Origin of the sequence: Algibacter sp., assembly GCF_049667265.1 — a bacterium.
Lineage (GTDB): Bacteria > Bacteroidota > Bacteroidia > Flavobacteriales > Flavobacteriaceae > Algibacter_B.
Window position 1 is genome coordinate 1 of the sequence record NZ_JBATHX010000001.1, and the last position, 5,278, is coordinate 5,278.

Consider the following 5,278-nt stretch of genomic DNA (forward strand, 5'->3'; position numbering starts at 1 on the left):
TGGTTTCAAAGCTATTTAATTTGTAAAGGGCAATACTATAAAATCCCGCTGCAAAAGCGGGATTAGTTTAACTAACTATTTTGAATACGCTTTTCAAGCTTTTAAAAACAGAGTTTCACTAATAAAAAAACTGCTCGAGGGGACGAGCAGTTTCTTTTCGATATGTATTCCCGAGCTTAATTGGAAATGCATATCCAGATCTAACCAAAAACCTAGAATTTAATAGCGAATCCGGTATAAACACCAATAAAAAATGGTGAAAAATTCCCAGAAGTATTGTTAAATGTGTTGAATTGATATTTAAAGATTGGCTCTAAACTCAAATCGAAAGATTTCGTAATTTTATAGTTTAAACCAAATCCGAAATTGGCACTATAACTTATATTATTAATGTTGCTGGCTTCACCAAGAAAGGTTCTTGTACCGTTATCTTCTTCTGAAAAAATTTCATTATTATTTAAAAAGAAGGAACTAAAACCACCAATTAAATTGACACCTAATTTTTTGTCAGAAAGCATATATTGAATTTCTAATGGAATTTCAATATAACCCAAAGCTTGATTTATAGATCCGTTTGAAGGCGCGAACGATTCTGATGAGGTTGTGGTTAAAGATTCTGAACTAAGCGCTGAAACCCTATCAGCATTACTAGTACTAGATTTAACATTTTGTAAAGCACTACTGCTAGCACTTAATCCGGCAGATTGAAATACCAAAACATCATTCGTGTTATAACCTAAATTTACCCGATTAATACCAGAACGGATACTTAATTTTTTATTTACCGCATAACTTGCGGCAATACCATAACTCATATTAACCTCTCCAGATTTTGAGTTACTATTAAATTGAGGGTCAATGGAAGAACCTTCGCCTAACGTATTAAAATATACAGGTGCCGCATTTGGTGCAACACTCCATCTGTTATTTAATTTGCTGTTTTCATCTTCAATAACATCTTTAGCGTTTTCTAAAGCGTCCTCAATAGTGCGTTTGTTTTCTTCTTTATTTTCATTAATGTCTTCAATCTTTTTGTCGTTTGAGATGGCAACAGCTTTATTATCTTTTGAAGCATTATCAATAAGGTTTTTTGCTTTTTCTTTGTTTACTATTGGTGTGCCATTTTCAGGGTTAACAATAGTATTTTTTTCTTCTGAAGTATTGGCGACAATCACTTGATTTTCTAGTAGTTGTTGCGCATTTTTCTTTACTTTGGAACCTATGTTAGCAACAGCTTGATTACTTAAAGTATTGGATTTTTTCTTGATATTTATTTTATCAGAAGAAATAAAATTCGTTTTACTTTCATTTTGATTTTTTGAAGCCGAAGTTTCAACTATGGAAGTTTCTTTAGGTGAACTTAGTTTATTTACTACGTTATCAGACGGATTATCTGAAGCTTTATTTGAATTATTAGCATCATCACTTGAAACGACAATATTTGTTTTATCCTGTTTATTAAACGAATTATTATTATCAGTATTTAATTCTTCTGAAGCTTTGTTTTCAGTATCTACAACTTGATTATTTGAATCTTCATCTGCGTTATTTAAATAAATACCACCAACCGTTAAAAGCAGTAAAAGTAAAGCTGCTACACCTGCATAACGCCACCAAATTGGAATAACGCGTCGCTTCTTATTTTTCTCGTTGAGTTTGGCCTCTATATTTTCCCAAACAGCATCGCTAGGCGTGGCTTCAAAATGTTTGAAACCTTCCTGGAATAATCTATCTATATGTTTCTTATCGCTCATTTATATTGACTGAGTACGTTGTGTTGTTTTATAATCTATTATAGTCTGTTTCAAAATTTGCCTAGCTCTTGCTAAGTTCGATTTTGAAGTTCCTATGTTTATTTCTAGCATGCTTGCAATTTCTTTATGCGAATAGCCATCAAGTACATATAAGTTAAAAACCAATCGGTATCTATCTGGTAATTCCTGGATGATTTTTAAAAGATAATCGATGGAAACTTCGTCCTCTTCAATTTCCAATTCAACATCCTCAATGGTATTTTCATTTATTATATCAAAAACTTTTTCGTTTCGGTAACGTTGTAATACGGTATTTACCGTAATTCGTTTAATCCAACCTTCAAAAGAGCCTTTGTTTTTATACTGTTCAATTTTTTTAAAAATGGTTAAAAATGCGTCTTGCAAATTATCTTCAGCTTCGGCATAGTTTCGCGAATACTTTAAGCTGATAGCGAATAATTTACCCGAAAAGAGTTTGTATAATTCGCCTTGTGCTTTAGTATCATCAATCTTACAATTTTCTATGAGTTGTTTTAAACTCAATTTAAACATGTATTAATTAATAGTTACTCTTCTACCACAGGAACTTCAATGATTAAATATTGACTTTCACCGCCAGCTCCCTCGCCTTGCCAAAACTTAAAAATATAAGAACCATTACTGGTTACTTGAAAGTTAAAGGTTGCTTCTACCAAGTTATCTTCAGTTGCTTCACAATTGTTGGCATCAAAAACATAGGTTATTGGTGCTACAGTTCTTTCATTATTTTCTTTTAAATAATAAAATTCTTTAAACGCATGACAAGTTGATGGTTTAAAATACGATACTGTTATTGGGTAAACTTCACCCATCATAAATTCGTCAGGGATATCTACACTCTCAACAGGTAAAATTTCAAAACTATAACTTGTGTTATCATCATCTATACTACAAGATGCACAAAATATAAGCGTTAAACAAAGTACTAGTAGTTTTTTCATGGCAGAATTAATTTGGGGTTAAATACATGTTTGCATTATATAGATGCAAAACAATTAAAATGGTTGCGTAGAAAACTAAAAAATCCCGAATAAACGGGATTTTAAATTTTATAATTAGCAAGTAAAACGAGTTTTATTGTTCTTTTACTGCTTTTCTAACTTTCGCTTCAAGCTCATCCATAAGTTCAGGATTGTCTTTTATTAATGCTTTAACAGCATCTCGACCTTGGCCAAGTTTAGTTTCGTCGTAACTAAACCATGAGCCGCTTTTCTTTACAATTTCATGTTCTACGGCTAAGTCTAAAATTTCTCCAACTTTAGAAATGCCTTGTCCGTACATAATATCGAACTCAGCTAATCTAAACGGTGGAGCCACTTTGTTTTTAACCACTTTTACACGGGTTTTATTACCCTGTACTGCTCCATCGGTATCTTTTATTTGAGTAGAACGTCTTATATCTAATCTTACAGAAGCATAGAATTTTAAGGCGTTACCACCAGTTGTAGTTTCTGGGTTTCCGAACATAACACCAATTTTTTCACGTAATTGGTTAATGAAAATTACGGTACAATTGGTTTTGCTAATAGACGCTGTTAATTTTCTTAATGCTTGAGACATTAAACGTGCATGAAGTCCCATTTTAGAGTCTCCCATTTCGCCTTCAATTTCACTTTTTGGAGTTAAGGCAGCAACAGAATCGATTACAACAATATCAATAGCTCCTGAACGGATTAAGTTATCGGTAATTTCTAAAGCTTGCTCACCATTATCAGGTTGAGAAATAATTAAATTATCAATATCTACACCTAATTTTTCGGCATAAAAACGATCGAAAGCATGTTCTGCATCAATAAATGCAGCAATACCTCCAGCTTTTTGAGCTTCGGCAATAGCGTGTAATGTTAAGGTTGTTTTACCAGAAGATTCTGGGCCATATATTTCAATTACACGTCCGCGTGGATAACCACCAACGCCTAAAGCAATATCTAAACCTAATGAACCTGAAGGGATAGCTTCTACATCTACAATTGCAGAATCGCTCATTTTCATTACGGTGCCTTTTCCGTAGGCTTTATCTAATTTATCTAAAGTAAGTTTTAGTGCTTTTAATTTTGCTTCTTTTTCTTTTTCGCTGCTCATTTCTTTGTTTTTTCTGAAAATTGTATGCTAAAGTACTACAACTTTTTTCACAATACAATTTTATGACGCAACCTTTTTCAACATTCTGCATCTAGTTTATAAAGAGGAAAAAATTTGCTATCAAATTTGCCAATGAGTTTTGATATATTGACTAACTCTAAACTCAATTAAAGCATCTAAATGTATATTTAGGTGCTTTTTTTATAGACGAAACCGAGCTACTTTTCTTACTAAAATTTGGCAGATAGTTGCGCTAGGGATAGTAGTGGAAAGCCCACAGTCCGACCATAGGAGGTGCGAGGACTTGCAACGGATAGCCCGACCCCTAGGTAGCGCCCAAATTTTTAATCCTTCAATTCGCGTAATTATTTAGAAATTGTACCTTTGCACTTTAAAATATTCTTTAACCTTAAAAATTAGTATAGCATGCAACTGTACAATACCTTAAGCGCAAAAGAAAGAGCTGAATTAATCGAAAAAGCCGGTAAGGATCGATTAACGCTTTCTTTTTATCAGTACGCTAAAATTACAAATCCTCAAGAATTTAGAGATCAATTGTTTATTGCTTGGAATAAACTGGACGTTTTAGGACGTACTTATGTTGCCAAGGAAGGGATTAATGGTCAATTGTCGTTACCGGCAGATTGTTTTAATGCTTTTAAAGCACATTTGGACACCATTGATTTTCTGAAAGACATCCGATTAAACATTGCTGTAGAGCAAGATAATATGTCGTTTTTAAAATTGAAAGTAAAGGTGCGAAACAAAATTGTGGCCGATGGTTTAAATGATGATACATTTGATGTTAGAAATAAAGGTGTACATGTTGACGCTGAAACTTTTAATACGCTAATTGAAGATGAAAAAACCGTTTTGGTGGATATGCGAAACCATTACGAAAGCGAAATTGGGCATTTTAAAAATGCGGTAACGCCGGATGTGGATACCTTTAGAGAGTCGTTAGATATTATTGAAGACGATTTAAAAGATCACAAAGAAGACAAAAATTTAGTGATGTATTGTACAGGCGGCATCCGTTGTGAAAAAGCGAGTGCGTATTTTAAACATAAAGGGTTTAAAAATGTCTTTCAGTTGGAAGGTGGTATTATTGAATATACACGACAAGTTAAGGACCAAGACTTAGAAAATAAGTTTATGGGACAAAATTTTGTGTTTGATGAAAGACGTGCCGAACGTATTAGTGCCGATGTGATTGCGCAATGTCACCAATGTGGCGAGCCTTTTGATACGCATAGTAATTGTGCTAATGATGCTTGCCATTTACTATTTATACAATGTGACAAGTGTAAAGAAGAAATGAACCATTGTTGTTCTACTAATTGTAAAGAGATTCATGCTTTACCTTTTGAAGAACAGAAAGCACTAAGAAAAGGACAAGGAAA

5 protein-coding genes are annotated in these 5,278 nt (G+C 33.2%); 1 reads left to right on the forward strand and 4 read right to left on the reverse strand.

What is annotated here, in order from left to right:
* Positions 1–212: 212 nt before the first annotated feature.
* The 4 genes from WBN21_RS00005 to recA form a co-directional block, all read right to left on the reverse strand.
* Positions 213–1,754: a hypothetical protein gene (locus WBN21_RS00005; RefSeq protein WP_424197268.1), complete on the reverse strand. Its 1,542-nt coding sequence runs from the start codon at positions 1,752–1,754 to the stop codon at positions 213–215.
* A complete protein-coding gene (locus WBN21_RS00010; RefSeq protein WP_424197272.1) occupies positions 1,755–2,297 on the reverse strand; it encodes an RNA polymerase sigma factor in 543 nt (180 codons plus the stop codon).
* Positions 2,298–2,320: 23 nt separating this feature from the next.
* On the reverse strand, positions 2,321–2,734 hold the full coding sequence (locus tag WBN21_RS00015) for a hypothetical protein (protein ID WP_424197269.1): 414 nt from the start codon (positions 2,732–2,734) through the stop codon (positions 2,321–2,323).
* 133 nt (positions 2,735–2,867) lie between these two features.
* Entirely contained in the window at positions 2,868–3,875 is a 1,008-nt protein-coding gene (recA, locus tag WBN21_RS00020; RefSeq protein ID WP_424197270.1) for a recombinase RecA, read from the reverse strand.
* A 426-nt stretch (positions 3,876–4,301) separates the two neighbouring features.
* Between recA and WBN21_RS00025 the strand changes: the two genes are divergently transcribed.
* The coding region (locus tag WBN21_RS00025; RefSeq protein ID WP_424197271.1) for a rhodanese-related sulfurtransferase at positions 4,302–5,278 on the forward strand (977 nt) is incomplete at its 3' end.

Excerpts from the sequence above, each read along its gene's own strand:
- WBN21_RS00005 (WP_424197268.1), bottom strand. The coding sequence starts at position 1,754 with ATGAGCGATAAGAAACATATAGATAGATTATTCCAGGAAGGTTTCAAA.
- WBN21_RS00015 (WP_424197269.1), bottom strand. The coding sequence starts at position 2,734 with ATGAAAAAACTACTAGTACTTTGTTTAACGCTTATATTTTGTGCATCT.
- recA (WP_424197270.1), bottom strand. The coding sequence starts at position 3,875 with ATGAGCAGCGAAAAAGAAAAAGAAGCAAAATTAAAAGCACTAAAACTT.